The sequence below is a fragment of the Paenibacillus catalpae genome (assembly GCF_900112695.1).
GTDB classification, from domain to species: domain Bacteria; phylum Bacillota; class Bacilli; order Paenibacillales; family Paenibacillaceae; genus Pristimantibacillus; species Pristimantibacillus catalpae.
The window spans coordinates 1,373,663-1,388,780 of record NZ_FOMT01000001.1; the positions used below are offsets into that span (position 1 = coordinate 1,373,663).

General features: G+C 48.3%; 16 protein-coding genes. 2 read left to right on the forward strand and 14 right to left on the reverse strand.

All coding sequences use genetic code 11. The annotated features are described in order from the left end of the window. Window positions 1-42 precede the first annotated feature (42 nt). The 7 genes from BM200_RS05825 to BM200_RS05855 form a co-directional block, all read right to left on the reverse strand. Window positions 43-2,298 (reverse strand): ATP-binding cassette domain-containing protein, encoded by a 2,256-nt coding sequence (locus BM200_RS05825; protein ID WP_091182503.1) that lies wholly within the window; start codon window positions 2,296-2,298, stop codon window positions 43-45. 124 nt (window positions 2,299-2,422) lie between these two features. After that, window positions 2,423-2,824 carry an SRPBCC family protein gene (locus BM200_RS05830; RefSeq protein WP_091182505.1) on the reverse strand — a complete coding sequence of 134 codons (402 nt, stop codon included), beginning with the start codon at window positions 2,822-2,824 and terminating at the stop codon, window positions 2,423-2,425. Then, window positions 2,821-3,153 (reverse strand): ArsR/SmtB family transcription factor, encoded by a 333-nt coding sequence (locus BM200_RS05835; protein WP_091182507.1) that lies wholly within the window; start codon window positions 3,151-3,153, stop codon window positions 2,821-2,823. The genes BM200_RS05830 and BM200_RS05835 overlap by 4 nt, the downstream gene beginning before the upstream one ends. A gap of 306 nt (window positions 3,154-3,459) precedes the next feature. Continuing rightward, window positions 3,460-4,017, reverse strand: a complete 558-nt coding sequence (locus tag BM200_RS05840) for a hypothetical protein (protein ID WP_091182509.1) — start codon at window positions 4,015-4,017, stop codon at window positions 3,460-3,462. After that, window positions 4,010-5,776: a sensor histidine kinase gene (locus BM200_RS05845; protein ID WP_091182511.1), complete on the reverse strand. Its 1,767-nt coding sequence runs from the start codon at window positions 5,774-5,776 to the stop codon at window positions 4,010-4,012. The genes BM200_RS05840 and BM200_RS05845 overlap by 8 nt, the downstream gene beginning before the upstream one ends. Continuing rightward, the gene (locus BM200_RS05850) at window positions 5,773-6,453 is read right to left on the reverse strand and encodes a response regulator transcription factor (protein WP_091182513.1); all 681 of its coding nucleotides are present in this window, start codon (window positions 6,451-6,453) and stop codon (window positions 5,773-5,775) included. Before BM200_RS05850 ends, BM200_RS05845 begins: the two co-directional genes overlap by 4 nt. A 254-nt stretch (window positions 6,454-6,707) precedes the next feature. Continuing rightward, window positions 6,708-7,646 carry an alpha-L-arabinofuranosidase C-terminal domain-containing protein gene (locus BM200_RS05855; protein WP_245772907.1) on the reverse strand — a complete coding sequence of 313 codons (939 nt, stop codon included), beginning with the start codon at window positions 7,644-7,646 and terminating at the stop codon, window positions 6,708-6,710. 44 nt (window positions 7,647-7,690) lie between these two features. Here BM200_RS05855 and BM200_RS05860 point away from each other — a divergent pair, with 44 nt between their 5' ends. Next, the gene (locus tag BM200_RS05860) at window positions 7,691-8,206 is read left to right on the forward strand and encodes a helix-turn-helix transcriptional regulator (RefSeq protein ID WP_091182516.1); all 516 of its coding nucleotides are present in this window, start codon (window positions 7,691-7,693) and stop codon (window positions 8,204-8,206) included. Here BM200_RS05860 and BM200_RS05865 read toward each other — a convergent pair. From BM200_RS05865 to BM200_RS05875, 3 genes are all read right to left on the reverse strand, one after another. Next, window positions 8,203-8,589 carry a reverse transcriptase-like protein gene (locus BM200_RS05865; protein ID WP_091182518.1) on the reverse strand — a complete coding sequence of 129 codons (387 nt, stop codon included), beginning with the start codon at window positions 8,587-8,589 and terminating at the stop codon, window positions 8,203-8,205. The two genes, BM200_RS05860 and BM200_RS05865, sit on opposite strands and share 4 nt — an antisense overlap. A gap of 66 nt (window positions 8,590-8,655) precedes the next feature. Next, a complete protein-coding gene (locus BM200_RS05870) occupies window positions 8,656-9,126 on the reverse strand; it encodes a DinB family protein (protein ID WP_091182520.1) in 471 nt (156 codons plus the stop codon). Between the two features lie 36 nt (window positions 9,127-9,162). Next, a complete protein-coding gene (locus BM200_RS05875; RefSeq protein ID WP_091182523.1) occupies window positions 9,163-10,050 on the reverse strand; it encodes a LysR family transcriptional regulator in 888 nt (295 codons plus the stop codon). Between the two features lie 119 nt (window positions 10,051-10,169). Between BM200_RS05875 and BM200_RS05880 the strand changes: the two genes are divergently transcribed. Continuing rightward, window positions 10,170-11,561 (forward strand): MFS transporter, encoded by a 1,392-nt coding sequence (locus BM200_RS05880; protein ID WP_091182526.1) that lies wholly within the window; start codon window positions 10,170-10,172, stop codon window positions 11,559-11,561. Window positions 11,562-11,582: 21 nt separating this feature from the next. On the opposite strand, the gene BM200_RS05885 is transcribed toward BM200_RS05880, so the two are convergent. From BM200_RS05885 to BM200_RS05900, 4 genes are all read right to left on the reverse strand, one after another. Further along, on the reverse strand, window positions 11,583-13,067 hold the full coding sequence (locus tag BM200_RS05885) for an amidase family protein (protein WP_091182528.1): 1,485 nt from the start codon (window positions 13,065-13,067) through the stop codon (window positions 11,583-11,585). A 263-nt stretch (window positions 13,068-13,330) separates the two neighbouring features. Then, window positions 13,331-13,807 carry a GNAT family N-acetyltransferase gene (locus tag BM200_RS05890; RefSeq protein ID WP_091182531.1) on the reverse strand — a complete coding sequence of 159 codons (477 nt, stop codon included), beginning with the start codon at window positions 13,805-13,807 and terminating at the stop codon, window positions 13,331-13,333. Between the two features lie 183 nt (window positions 13,808-13,990). Then, window positions 13,991-14,635, reverse strand: a complete 645-nt coding sequence (locus tag BM200_RS05895; RefSeq protein WP_091182534.1) for a uridine kinase family protein — start codon at window positions 14,633-14,635, stop codon at window positions 13,991-13,993. 151 nt (window positions 14,636-14,786) lie between these two features. Next, window positions 14,787-15,116, reverse strand: a complete 330-nt coding sequence (locus BM200_RS05900) for a hypothetical protein (RefSeq protein ID WP_091182536.1) — start codon at window positions 15,114-15,116, stop codon at window positions 14,787-14,789. Window positions 15,117-15,118 lie beyond the last annotated feature (2 nt).

Consider the following 15,118-nt stretch of genomic DNA (forward strand, 5'->3'; position numbering starts at 1 on the left):
GCCGATCAAATGATCGGCCGCCCCCTTCACAACTTCTTTGGCTTACTTCAAGAATCTTCCGGTAATAGACTGCTCTACGTTAGTGATTTGCAGCGGTGTGCCCTCGAACACAACTTGGCCGCCCCTGCTGCCTCCATCCGGACCCATATCGATGATCCAATCCGCTTGGCTGATCACTTCGAGGTTATGCTCGATAACGATGACCGTATTGCCTGCATCAACAAGGCGGTTCATGATCCCCAGCAGGTGGCCGATATCCGACATATGCAGACCGGTTGTCGGCTCGTCCATCACGTAGATGCTGCCTTTCTTATGCAGCTCGCTCGCCAACTTGATACGCTGGCATTCCCCGCCGGATAGCGTGCTGAGCGGCTGGCCAAGCGTAATGTAGTTCAGCCCCACATCACTCATCGCCTGGAGCTTGCGTACCACTTCTTTCAGCTCGAAAAATTCCAGTGCCTGCTCCACAGTCATCTCCAGCACTTCGGCAATGTTTTTGCCATTCAGCTTATATTCGAGAACCTCTTCCTTAAACCGTTTGCCCTCGCATACTTCGCATGGGAGTTTTACGCTGTCGAAGAATGACAGGTCCGTGTATACAACACCAAGCCCTTGACAGTTCTCGCAGGCTCCTTTGGAGTTGAAGCTGAACAAACCTTGATTTACCTTGTTCGCGGAAGCAAAGGCTTTCCGCACATCATCCATAATCCCCGTATAGGTTGCGGGATTCGAGCGGGTTGACACGCCTACCGCCGATTGGTCAATGACGACCGCATCCGAATGCTGGCTTAGGAATACATCGTTAATCAGCGAGCTTTTTCCCGACCCGGCAACTCCCGTAACTACGTTCAGCACACCGGTTGGAATATCTACGCTTACGTTCTGCAGGTTATGAAGGTTGGCCCCTTCGATCGACAGCTTGCCGGAAGGCTTCCTGCAATCTTTCTTCAGCTCAAGCGGCCGCTTCATATGGTTTCCGGTCAGTGTACCCGACTCCAACAGGCCATTATAGCTTCCTTCAAATACAATATTGCCGCCGCGGCTGCCGGCGTGAGGCCCAACGTCAACGATATGATCCGCTACCTTGATGACATCGGGATCATGCTCGACCACGATGACCGTGTTGCCCTTGTCGCGGAGCTTCACAAGCAGATCATTTAACCGGTGTACATCACGGGGATGCAAGCCAACGCTAGGCTCATCGAAGATATAGGTGACATCAACGAGACTGCCGCTCAAGTGCTTGACCATCTTGACACGCTGCGACTCGCCGCCGGACAGGGTATCCGTCTCACGGTCGAGCGTCAAATAGTCAAGTCCGATATCCACCAGATGCTGTAGGCGCTCTGACAACGATTTGATGATTGGCGCAGCTTTGGCGTCGTCAATTTCCTGAATGACGCGAATGAGATGTCCCACTTCCATGGAGGACAGCTCTGCAATGTTTCTCCCATTAATTCGGCAGTTCAGAGCAGCCTGACTCAATCTGGACCCGCGGCAGCTGGAGCATTGACCTTCGGTGATGAATGGCATTACCGATTTTTGCGTGCGTTCGGACTTCAGCTTCACGTCTTGTTTGATATATTTGTTGGTGAATTTCTCAATGACGCCTTCTACCGTAATATTCGTTGCTTTTCCGGCGAAATCCATTTGAACCTTTCTTGCCTTGGCATGCAGCAGCTGATCCAGCTCCTCAGCCGAGTAATCTTTCAGCTTCTTGTCCAGATCGAAGTCGCCAGATTGTACAATCATATTAAATTCCCATCCGCCGACTGAGTAGTCAGGCAGCATGATTGCGCCTTCATTTAACGACTTGGACATGTCCAGCGCCCTACTCATATCCACGCCAAGCTTACGGCCAATGCCGTTGCACTCAGGACACATCCCTTGCGGATCGTTAAAGGAGAACATGTTAGCCGATCCAACATGCGGCTGCCCCACTCGGGAGAAAAGAACTCGGAGAATAGGAGAAATATCGGTAATCGTGCCCATTGTGGAATGGGAGCCGCCGCCCAGCCTCTTCTGGTCTACCACAACGGCCATGCTGAGGTTCTCGATTCCGTCCGTATCCGGCTGTGGAAAGCTGGGCAAAAATGTACGAACGAACGTGCTGAAGTTCTCGTTCAGCAAACGGGTGGATTCTGCTGCAATCGTATCGAAAACGATTGATGACTTGCCGGATCCGGACACTCCTGTGAAAATCGTGATCTTACGTTTGGGGATGCGTAGGGATACGTTCTTGAGATTGTTCTCTCTCGCACCGGAGATTACGATATACTCCTGATTAACTTCGCTCATGCCTGTCATCCTTCCGATCGTGTTTATTTCAAATCCTAGTATTGTACGAACCATGCATAAACCGGTTGCAACGAAATGCAACCGGTTTATGTGGATTCGAGTCATCTTCGGCTCAATTATGCGATTATTGTGCCAGCATTTTCGCCAGCTCGCCATGCCAGTTCGTCCAGCCGTATCTAGCGCCTTCAAGAGCCGGCACATTCGAGAAGCCGGTTTGCTCGAGATGAAGGTTAACCTTGCCTTCCCCTAATTCCTGCACCGTCCAGGTGACGGTGTGCTTCTCTTCTCCAACCGCCCATGAGTAAGACAACAAGCGGCTTGCTTCGTCTACAACGAGCACTTCACCGTTAATAACTCCATCCCAGTACTGATTCGGCTCAGCGCGGAATTGAAAACGGTGCCCCACCTCCGGCTTGAAATCATTGGGCAAAACCCACTTTGCCAGCATATTGGAATCGGTTAATGCGGACCATGCCTTTACAATTGAAGTGTTATACTGGAAATCCAGCTCTAATTTCAAACTCATTCCTCTTCTTCCTCCTCTAAAAGTTGTTGTAAGCGAAACATATTTGTCATCCAGAATTTTCTGTAGTAAGAAACCCAATCCTGGATTTCTTTAAGCGGATTGGCATTCAGCCTGAAACGCGTTTCTCTGCCGACCTTCCTGTCGGTTACCAATCCGGCTTCTTTAAGGATGGTCAGATGCTTGGATACAGCTGTACGGCCCATATCGAATTGTACCGTTAACTCATGAAGCGGAACTTCGTCTACTTCAGATAATAGCTGAATCAGCCGGCGTCTTGTCGGATCCGCAATCGCGTCAAAGACATCCCGTGACGGATTATTATCGCTCACAGCACCCCCTCCTAAAAATCTTCTTCACAAAGTTATTCGAATACATAGGTTGCAACTGCTCCATTCCATTCATTACAATAGAAAGCAGGGTAATGAAGTTTCACGCTTGGATTCATGTATGCGACACCATTTGGTGTCTGTTTAAATTATAAGACACTAGAAGGTGTCGTGTCAATAAGGGATTTCCGTATTGGGGCCGTTTTCCAACGCAACTTCCGTATCGTTTCCGTTCTGAAGATCAGATATACCCTCATCATATACAGGAAAATAAAAAGCCGCGAAGAGTCTTCGCGGCTTTTCCATTGCTTACTTCAATGTGATTGTTTTCTCCCAGCTAATCTCTTTTCCTTGATCATTAGCGAACGTAATTTTAACGTCACCCTTCTCGCCTTTCAATTCATCCGGATAGAAGAAGCCCATGAACTGTCCATCCCCGCTGATGTAGAATCCATCTCCACCGCTTCCGCCGTGCTCCATCGCTTCCTGTAAAGTGTTAGTAATATGGTTTTTATCGGAGATCCATTCCATTTTAGACAGCATGTAGCCTTCCGGACGCTTGTTGACAACAAAATCAAAGCTGTTTCCCTCGATTGGTTTTTGCGTCTGGTCGATGATAATCAGAAGTTCCTCATTTGAGGGATCTGCTGATGCTGACGAATCCGGCGCTTCAGATTGCTCGGCAGGATCGGCGGGCGGGCTGTTTTCCGGAGTATTGGACGCTCCCGTATTTCCTGAAGGCTGCTCCGCAGCAGTTCCTTCATTTGCCGCGTTTGTGTTTCCTCCGTCTGCCTTATTTCCACATGCGCTGATGACAACCAAAACGAGTAACGATGCGACAAACAATCCAAAATATTTTTTATTCATTATTATTCTCTCCTCTGTTTTCTTGTAATGTGAATGAAAAGGCAACACCATGTTTCGTATTCGCCGCTTCATAATGACTCCCGTGCAGCTCCAAAATATGCTTGACGATAGCAAGCCCAAGCCCGGTTCCTCCGGACTTGCGATCCCTGGAACGCTCTGCCCGGTAGAACTGCTCCCATATCCGGTTCAGATCTTCCTCCGCGATTGGAGGTCCGGTATTCTCGATGATGGTCCTGATGGCCGTGCCTTTGGTCCGCACCATGTCTATCGTAACGACACTGTCCTCTTCCGCATGACGAATGGCATTGCTGAACAGATTCAGAAGGACCTGCTCAATCCGCCTGCGATCCGCTTGGACGTATAACTCCTGCTCTCCGTCCTGTCGAACTCTCAAGCGAAGGTTCTTGCTTTCCAGCTGCTGCATGAACGAATTGGCTACTTCCCGAACAAGGTCGGTCAGGGAGAAGCGGTCTATTTGCAGCCGGACTGCCTTTACCTCGTATTTGGACAGCTCCAGCATATCCATAATGAGAGCGTTCATCCGGTCTGTTTCGTTCACGATTAAGCCGAGGTAACGTTCTCTCTTATCAGCTGCTACCCCGTCCTGCAGCCCTTCCGCAAATCCTTTTACGATGCCGAGCGGGGTTTTGAGCTCGTGAGAGATGTTTGCCACAAGTTCTTTGCGAAGCTGCTCGGAGCGCTGCTTCTCCCTCACTTCTTCCTGCAATTGCTCATTTGCCACCGTTAGTTTCTGCAACGCAGAATCCAGATTCCGCGATAACAGGTTCATATTCCGGGAGAGCTCTCCAAATTCATCCTTTGACCGAATCTCGGGATGATTGGTGAAATCCAGCTTGGCAAGCCGTGCCGCTGAGCGGTTAAGGGTGAGCAGCGGACGTGAGATTATTCTCGAATAGATCAGCGACAGAGCGAGAACCAGCGCAAGGATAACAGGTGCCAAATAAATAACATATTTCTTCAACGTTTCTACGGCTTCACCAACCGGTTGGAGCGAAGACATAACGAACATGTAATTTTTAATGCCTTCCGATGAACCTTGAAGTGATTTTACCAATATGGCATATTCAACACCGCTCCAAGGATCCTTCCATGCGCTCCTTATGGTCTCCCCTTCATGCAAGCGGGACAGGTGTGACTCCACTCCGTTCGTCCATTCCCGAAGTGCTTCATCAAGAAGTGCGTCTTGATAAAGAGGGTTGAACGACCGCTGCTCCGGCAGCATGTACTCCGTAACTTTACCCTCTACCCGTACTAAACCGTCTTCAAGAGGAGCGGTATCGTCTGGCCAAAAAGCAATCGGATGAAGGACGGTATCCTTCTCATCCATGAATATACCGTCTATGATTATACTGTCTCCCTGTGAAATGCCTCGCGGGATTGAGTTGACTGTCGCGCCTGCGGTCGGAATGGGCACTGTGATGACTTTATTGGCCGATTGCAGTCTCACATAGTAAGGATTGATATTGGCACGAACGAAGCTTTTATCTAACACCGCGATGCTCGTATCGTTCCGATTCATGAATGTCCCAAGCAGTCTTGAAAGCTCCCTTTCGTTCCCAGATACTTCGTTGTACTGCTCGGTGAACCGGCTCATGGCCGATTCCAGTTCATCAATCTGGGACATCCGGTAAAACCGTTCAAAGAACAGCCCTTCTGCAAGCATCACCAGGCTAAATATAAACAAAATCAAGGCGGACGTGATGATGAACAGCTTAAGAACGACGCCATGCCTTCTCATGCTTCTGACTCGAATCTATAGCCGGAACGGATGACGGTTGCGATATACTTGCCGGCGTCTCCCAGCTTGGCTCTTAATTTCTTGACGTGTGTATCCACCGTGCGCAGGTCTCCCAAGTAATCGTATCCCCAAACCGCATTCAAAATATATTCACGGGCCAGCACTTTGCCCTCATGCTTGATCATGAACAACAGCAAATCGTATTCCTTTGGTGTCAGATTAACCAGTTGTCCTGCCACAGTTACTGTATGAGCTTCCCTGTTCACCGACAAGTCTCCATATTGCAGCATCTCCGCTTCCCGCCCGACTGTTCTCTCTGTCCTCTTCATCAAGGCGGTTGCCCTAGCAACCAGCACTCTAGGGCTAAGCGGCTTCGTTACGTATTCGTCAGCACCAAGCTCAAAGCCCATTAACTGATCATCATCTTCGGCTCTTGCCGTAATCATGATAATTGGAACATCCGATTTTTCCCGGATACGTCTGCACACCGACCAACCATCCATCTCCGGCATCATAATGTCCAGGACGACCAGATCAACAGTGAATCGCTCGAACAGCTCAAGCGCAACCCTTCCGTTCTCTGCCTCGTGTACGTCCCACTGCTCTTTTTTGAAATAATCCGTTATAAATTCCCGCATCAGCATATCGTCATCAACTAATAAGATACTTCGTTTCATCCGGCACACTCCGCCTCTTTCCGGGTATACACCGGAATCGTATTCGTATTAACCCCTATGCTAACACAGGATTACCCGAAATAAGGTATTCTTATCATGCTCTTGCACCTCCATTTGTTCTACACATCGAAGTATAGGAGGTTCTTGTGTCCAACGTGTGTATTCTAAATGGATATCATGAGAAACATAAGGACTAATCAACGAGAAAATAAAAAGAACCTCCGGAATAACCAGAGATTCGGAAATATTGCATGCTAGTTTGATTTTCGCACCTCAACGACACATACCGAGTGCGGCTTCATCGCCAGCACAGGTTTTCGACTGCCGAATTCCAGCTTGCTTTCAACAGCTGTTACAGCCTCCGGCTTGAAGACATCGTTAATTGTCTCATAAGTTTCACCTGCAAGCTCCCATACCTTCGCTATACCTGCATCCGCGAACGAACCAATGGACAGTTCTGCCTCAACCGGCGAGAGGCCGCGGTTAACGACAAACAGCGTCAGCACGCTGCCGGATTCATCCAGCGCCGCCGCCACATCAAGTACTGGCAGCGGTCCTGGAGCAAGATCAAAGCGCTTCGAGCCGGACGGCCATTCAAAGGTTGCACAATCCGTTTGAGTCGGCAATATCCGGGAAATGTCGCGATTCGCATAAGCCTGCATGATATGGAAAGTTGGCGAACCGTACACGACGCTGTTGCGTCCGCTCCATCCCGTCTCTTTGCCGCGGTATTGATCGGCGTAGCAGTCGCCGATGCGGATGCAGCCGCCAAGCCAGCCGTTAACAAGGTCGGAGAAGCTGCCGATCTCGATCAGATGGGACTGCCGGATGAATTCGTTCAAGTTAGCCGCATTAGCGATTGCCGCCTCCAGCGTGTGCTCCATCGGACGTCCTTCTCGGATCGTGTTCAGATAATACATCGTGTTGTACTCCGTTATCGCCAGCTTCACATGTGAGTATGCCGGATTTCCCGTGATAACCTCTTCCGTCATGCGAATGGCGGCTCGACTCACCTCAGGGAACGACATAACCGCCGGATACCGCTCCTCCTTCGGCGTATTAGGCGTGATGCCAACCGTACCGAAGCCATGATAAATATGCAAGGTGAGCATATCCATCTTCTCCGCCGAAATACCAAGCACCGTGCGGTTCCATTCGGGATCGCAGTCGCCGCAGGCGAGCAAGTAATCCATGGTCCTATTACTGGTACAATCTGCATGGCAACAGCCTGCCGTTTATGGAAACCTTCCATCTGCTGCATACCTCGTATATACCAAACGCGGGCATTGGTCATTTGTTTCTAAAAGGCCTCGAGGCGGTAAAGCATCGAAGCGACGGCGTGGACATGCAGACGATGTCTATTCTAACCTGCGCGGAGATTATGATGGCCCTTCAGCATTCAGTGAAGCAGGCTGCTGACTATTACTCCCCCGTCATGAGCCGAATGAAGCTCTATCTGGATCAGCTTGTCGGGGAGACTTTCCGTTCGGAAGATTTCGCCGGGCATATGGGTCTCTCATTCAAGCAATTAAACCGTATTTTCAAGCAGCATACGGCGATTACCATTTATCAGTATGTGTTGAACAGAAAGCTGGATATCGCCAAAATGATGCTGCAGGATACCGAAATGCCTGTCGGCGATATCGCCGCCCATCTTGGTTACGACGACCCGCAGTATTTCTCGAATCTCTTCAAGCAAAAGGCGGGTATGTCCCCAACATTGTACCGGCAACGCGCCAAGGGAATGATTTAGTTCCTTCGAATCGCAGCACGGGACAACTCATCCGCTGTTTTGTTATCAGAGCTTGGAATCCACTTCATAAAAAACAAATCGAATTGCTTCGTAAGTTTGAGCGCTTCTTGCAGCAGCGGAGTATATTTTTTGTTTTTCACAAATTCGATCTCTACTGCCCGATTGACAACCTGCGAATCCGTTCGAAAGGATACGGTTTTGTATGCCTTGTCAACGCATATCTCTAATGCAAGGATAAAAGTACGAAACTCAGCTTCATGGTTGTCCATTTCACCTAATGGCACGGAGTAACGTTCTACTTCCCCATTATTTTTAATAAAGATACCCGCGCCGCTAAGCCCTGGATTGCCAGCGCTTGCAGCATCAATATAAACCTCAATCATTGCAAATGCCTCCTGGACGCAAGCCAATCTTTATGACCTTTATGAACTTCGTGATTTGATTTATGGTTAGAACAATCCTCTGCGAATCAGATTAGCGGTTACCGGGGCTTTGCCTGCTTCCCTCGACCAAACGGACAATTGACCAACATGGTGAATTTCATGGGCAATGACATGCCGCATAATCTCTCCATGTTTGAAGGTGACCGGCTCCCCCTTTGGTGAAATATCTGTTAAGACCTTCATTTCCATCTCATCGGTCCACGACATGACAAAAGATCGAACCTCCTCGTGAAACCTCTCGGATAGTTCCATTACTTGCTGCAGGCTGGCATAGGCTTCGAACGGTTCTGTGAATTCCGGCTTCCCTTGCAGGACGCAAAGCCAGCTGTATTCCACATCCACAATATGAAATAAAGTATGTAAAATGCCACCGATTCCGCCTGTCCGCTTCTTCATCAGCTCTTCCTGCGATACCTCCTGGCACCAATTGAACCAATCTTGTCGGACTTGCCAGTTATATTCGAACAATTTCAACATTTATTTAACCTCCTTAAATATCGTTCATTAATGTCGTTAAGTATTTTGTTTAGATAGCGTCTCAAAGTAATCGACTACAACCTCGCGAAAGGCCATAGCTGCCCGTGACATGTACCTGCTCTTATGCCATAACAAAGCGATCTCCCGAACCAGCTCCATATTGTCAACCTGGAGATAAACTACCTGTTCACGCGAGTGCCTTGCCGTTCCAGGTATAAAGGCTATGCCGATTTCAGCTTCCACAAGCGAAAGGATTCTTGCGGGCTCATCCCCTTCGTACACAAACTTCGGTTCAAAGCCGGCTGATTTACATATCGAGTCTACCAGATCACGGGTACCGTAGCCTTTCTTCACTCCAACAAACCATTCACCCTTCAGCTCGGTTAAGGATACACAGCTTCGTTCTGCCAGACGATGCCCTTTTGGTACGGCTACAAGGATGGGATCGATGTACATGATCTGACACGCAATGTCTCCCCCTTCAATCGGGGGTGAGGACAAACAGAAATCAATCTCTCCTCGATGGAGATGCGCAATCATCTCTTCCGTGGTCAACATTTGTACATGAAATTGAATATTCGGTTTCTTCTTTCGAAACTCGCGAAGAATATTGGGCAACATGCTTGCGGTATTCACCGCCATTTCGATTGTGCCATACTCCGGGCTGGATTCATCACTCAGCTCTTGCTTGCCCTGTTCCAGCTCGAACAAAGCCCGCTCAGCGCGGAGAAGGAATCTGCTGCCGGAATCATTCAAACGCAGCTTTCTCCCTACCCGGTCAAATAAAGGGACACCTAAATCCTCCTCCAGACGTTGAATCGTCTTGCTTAGCGAAGATTGCGTCACATGTAAGCTGCGCGCCGCTTCGGTCACATGCTCTAAGCGGGCTACTGTCAGAAAATATTGCAATTGAAGAAGCTCCATATTCCTGCACCATCCGTTTCATTCCTTCAAGTCAATGAAATTATAACATGAAATGCGTTGGAATAAATGACGGACTTCCCGTACGATGGGTTCAAGATTTATATAGGGAGTGACCAATAATGAGTGCTCGTAACAGATGGCTGATGATTGCCGTTGGACTCGGGATCCTGCTGAACCCGTTAAATTCTTCCATGATTTCTGTAGCTTTGGCAAAGCTGCAAACGGAATACCAGCTTGACTACACAGGTGTATCCTGGATTATTTTTTCCTTCTACATAGCGAGCGCAATTGCTCAACCTGTCATGGGAAGAGCCAGTGACTTGTTTGGCCGAAGAAAAATATTTCTATCCGGGCTGGTTGTCGCATTTATTGCTTCCTTATTAGCCCCACTGTCACCAAGCTTTGGATGGCTGATTGTGTTCCGCATTGTACAATCGATTGGAACAAGCATGATGGTTGCGGTAGGCATGGCCATTGTCCGGATTTATATTACTGACAAACAGGCAGCCGCCTTGTCCATGTTGTCCATCTTTCTATCCGGTGCTGCTGCCATTGGCCCTTTTATCGGAGGCGTGCTCATACACTGGTGGGATTGGCCGGCAATTTTCTTCGTCAACATTCCGTTTGCAGTGGCAAGCTTTCTATTGGCTTGGAAAACCATTCCCAAGGAGCAGCCGCATCCTTCCCATACAAGCAGCCTTTCCATTCGTAATTGGCTTAACCTAATTGATGCATCAGGAATTATGCTCTTTACAGTGGGTCTGGTTGCCTTGCTTGTTGGGTTAATGTCGTTGGATTCATCCGGACAGATCTCAATAAGCTATTGTATGGTCGGAATCGTCGGCCTTGTTGTGCTTGGTGCTTTCGTAAGACATGAGCTAAAAGCAGATTCACCTTTTATCCCCTTGCGAACCTTTGCCCAATATCCTGCGATGACCTGGGTTAATATTCAATTCCTCCTCGTTAATATCCTGTTTTATTCGCTCTTCTTCGGATTGCCGTCCTACTTGCAAATCGTTCGGCATGTCAGCGAGTTCCATACCGGCATTCTTATGCTCAGCTTAGGCTTATGCTCGCTGGTTGCTTCGCCCGTAGCAGGAAGATGGATTGATAAATCGGGACCTCGGCCAGCCTTGTTCTTATCCGCCATTCTGATGGTGCTAGGCTCCGTATGGATCGTGACCTTAAATGAATCTTCACCCGTCATCAGCGTGAGTCTTGCGTTAACTGCTTTTGGAATTAGCAACGGGCTAAACAGCGTAGGCATGCAAACGGCTTTGTTCAACAGCTCTCCCAAAGAAATGATAGGCGTCGCATCCGGCTTATTTAATACATCAAGATACCTCGGCACGATCATCTCATCTTTACTAACAGGTGTCATAATGGGAGGAGAATTCAGCTTCGCAGGATTTCGGCTGCTGGGCATTATCCTGACGGTCATCGCCTTAACGCTGGTCTTCATGAGCTGGCGGAGGGTACAGTCCGTCCAATTACAGGAGTCGAAGGTTTAAAGGGTTACTATTCGAACAACATTAGACCGGATCAGCCGGTGCATATCGGCATTTGCTCGCTTGTTCAAAGGCATAGGCTATCCGGAAAAGAGTAGGCTCGCTGTAGGCGGTACCCACGAAAGTAATCCCTTGCGGACCTTTTGTCGTATAGCCTCCTTCAGCGATGATGCCTGTCTCTGCATAACCTCCCGGTACGGTAATGGCAGGATATCCTGCACGAGCGGAAATATCCATCCCTTCCTCGTTGCCTAAGAAGAGCAAGGCGTCCAGCTTATATTCGCGGACGGCATAGTCAATCCCTTGATTCCGGGCTATCTCACGGTTAGACCGCAGACTCTCGAGATACTCCTGTTCCGTTAAAGCACCGCTTGTTTCATTCGACCAGATTAGCGTGCCCTGTCCATATTGCAGCGCAACATCTCGATTCGCTTCGTTATAAGCGATAAGTTCATCTAACGTCCGGACAGATGCACCGGTGCCAGCTTTGGCCAAATAATCGTTAAGCCCTTTTTTGAACTCGAACCGCATGACGTCCCAGTCCCACTTGGCATTCTCGCAAGGGAGCGACACCGGATCTACGATAATGGCGCCTCGCTCAGCGCATAAGCTGATCGCCCGCTTGATAATATCGGCCCTGGCTTCATCGAGTGCTTGATAATAATGCCGCGGAATGCCTATTCTCGCACCTTTTAAACCGTTTATTTCCAAGAAGGCAGTGTAATCCGTATAGGCTGCTCTCCCTTCCCCATCCATAGCCGCGTCAGCGCGATCAACCGCCGTCATGGCACCAAGCAATATTGCCGCGTCCCTCACCGTTCTTGTCATGGGACCGGCGGAATCTTGGGCTTGCGAGATAGGAATAATCCCTGAACGACTAACTAATCCTATCGTCGGCTTAATGCCAACGATGTTGTTTTGGGACGACGGACTGATGATGGAGCCTGATGTTTCGGTCCCGATAGCAGCAGCACATAAATTCGCGGCAACCGCTGCGCCTGAGCCTGAACTCGAGCCGCCCACGAACAACTCGCCCGGACCATATGGATTAAGGGTCAATCCACCTCTGGAGCTATACCCCGCCAACATCGTATTTGACATAAAGTTCGCCCATTCCGTCATATTTGCCTTGCCTAGGAAAATAGCTCCACCAGCTCTTAATTGCTCTGCTACGGCCGAATCCGAAGGAGCAAAATGCTCTGCCAAAGCGACAGAACCGGCGCTGGTATGCATGTTGTCTCCAGTATCGATATTGTCCTTAAGCAAAATCGGAATGCCGTGCAGCGGCCCGCGAGCTCCGCGTTCCCGCCGCTCCTCGTCAAGTGCCTTCGCAATTGCGATTGCATCAGGGTTAACTTCGAGTACCGCTTTCACAATTGGATTGATTCGGTCGATCCGCTCCAAATACCAGCAGACACATTCCTCCGAAGTCAGCTGTCGCGCTTCCATCGCAGCTTGCAAGTAAGCAATGTCTGCTTCTAATAATCGTTCTTTAATTGTTTGGTCCATAGCTAACAGCCTCCTATTATTGCTTTATCCCTATCATCCGTTCAATTTGCATACTCTCATTAAGTTTACCATTTAACACCAGTTCATAGCTGATAAAAAACATATTTAGTTATCTTAGCTAGAGGTAAATAAATAAAAAGCTGCCGAATCTGCCGACAGCTTTTCTCCCTTGCTCAAATATGATAAAAAAACCATTCGATTGCTCAAAGCTTTCTCCACAATCTTCGTGTAATCCATGTTTGCCTCCTGCCTATCCTTGCACATTAGAGCCGCAATACGGTTATTTGCTCGTCATGGACGATTTCACCGCAGTCACGGAAGCCAAAGCTCTCATACAGCTTGCTGGCGACTATATTATCGTCCTTATAAGGAATCCAGCAATATTGCGCAGGTCCTGCAGGGAAGGAGCGGATAAATTCCAGGATTTTCGCCATAGCTTCCCGGCCATATCCTCTGTTCTGGTATTGCGAGGCAATCATCAAACGCAAGATGCAGTAGGCGTCATCCGCCATAGTCGGGAGATCATAGCTAGTAAGTTTATAGGTGATCATCACAAAACCAACCGGCTGCTCATCCGCATAAATGGCAAAAGGAAAAGGATGTCCCCCATTAGTGGCAAGGACATAACAAGAAGCTACACTAGACAGGTTGGATGCAACAAACTGCCTTTGATCTTCAGAAACCTCCAGGTTAAAAATGGCGCGTCGGTTATCCAGCGTAATCTTTCGAAGCGTAATCATTCAGGACTACTCCCTTCCGTTTGTGTTGCGGCCGCTTATTCACAATACAATTAATGCCAAAAAAGGTATAGACTTATGTTGAAATTTTTTGTAGAGTATTATGTATCCATGGCATTTTTAAGCAATATGAACAACAGCAGCTCGTCTTCTGACAGCTGCTGTTGTTCTGCTATTCTGTACATTTTATTTAATTGTGCCCTTTTCTAGAATAGAACCTTCCTGGGAGGTTCTAATGACGAAATCGAAATTACAATGATAAGGGTGCATGAACAAATCATACTGAGCTCTCCGCTGCTTGTGAGATTTCCTTAATGCATCTATGTCTGTTCCTCTTTCCGTTACATCACGAACGCTTCTCCTCAATAGTTCGGTTTCCCCATCCGTATATAAATAAATTTTAAGATCATACAAATCGGGATCCGTAAAAGCAACGGTCATGCCTTCCACGATCGTTATATGTTTCTTCGAAGAAACCAAGACGCTTTTTGAAAATCCCGTGTCTATGGTATAGAAATCCAGACCCTCTCTCAGCATATGTAAGTCTCTCTCTAAAGCGGCAGCATGATGAGCAACGGGATGACATGCAGTCATCTTCTCCTGATGCTGTTCATTGTTATATTCATAGTTGATCAAGGTGTATTTTCTGAGCGCAGAACCAATTATATAGGGATCTGTATTTATACAATTTACAGAGTCATGTCCCGCAAGTTTAATAAGATGACGCGCAAAAGTAGTCTTCCCGGAAGCGCCATGACCCGAAATTCCAATGATGAATCTATTATCCACTCTGCTGATTAGATCGGCCATTTCACGTATCAGCTTGTCCATGTGTACCTCCTCGTTTAAAGAATTCATTCTTCCAGCCTGAAGCGCAGACTTCTATTTTTACCATAGTTACTTATTTGCGTCCAGCTATACTATGTTCAACAACAACAAGAGCTGATCGATGATCAGCTCTTGTTGTTGTTAAGCTTCTTATTTACCCGATATAAACAACCGCTCCACCGCGCTTAAACGCACCCGGCAGCTCGGTCTCCAGCAGATTCAATCTGCGCAGCATATGTTCCGCAGCATCACCGCTCATCTTGGATGTCACCCATTCCTTCAGCTTGGAGATTTCTTCGAGAATGACGGGAACATCCTCTCTCTCCACATCCGTGCCCCCTTGGAACAAGGCTGCCCATTCCAGCCCCAGCTCTTCGACTGCCGGCTCCCAATACTGTTTGTAAAATGCCTCCGTTGCAACCGGCAGATTAAACGAACGTTCGAATTCATCCTCAGGATCAATGATAAAGGCGCTAATCGACATGT